Genomic DNA, 255 nt, shown 5'->3' with positions numbered 1-255 from the left:
GTATAAGGGGATAGTAGGCACTACTATTTTAAATATTATGAATACACATAAACATGTACTCGGCATTATAATCTTTTTAATTCATTTAGGATTAGCAAAACAATTCTCGTTTCAAGACATTCTCTTAAACACATCTTACTCTGACGAATAACTAAATAGTATATAAATAGTAGTTAGCCGAAAAATAAAAAAAAAAAAAGTAGACGGTGTAGCTCGCGGTGGTCGCGGTCGGAGTAAAAAAAAAAAGGGGGGGGG

General features: G+C 33.3%; 1 protein-coding gene. It reads left to right on the top strand.

All coding sequences use genetic code 11. From position 1 onward, the window contains the following. Positions 1–10 precede the first annotated feature (10 nt). On the top strand, positions 11–151 hold the full coding sequence (locus tag JDS82_RS30470) for a hypothetical protein (RefSeq protein WP_472926248.1): 141 nt from the start codon (positions 11–13) through the stop codon (positions 149–151). Positions 152–255 lie beyond the last annotated feature (104 nt).

The sequence above is a fragment of the Bacillus cereus group sp. N14 genome (assembly GCF_016483555.1).
GTDB lineage: Bacteria > Bacillota > Bacilli > Bacillales > Bacillaceae_G > Bacillus_A > Bacillus_A wiedmannii.
The sequence above is the reverse complement of the archived record's forward strand: the minus strand, read 5'-3'. Positions and strand labels throughout refer to the sequence as shown.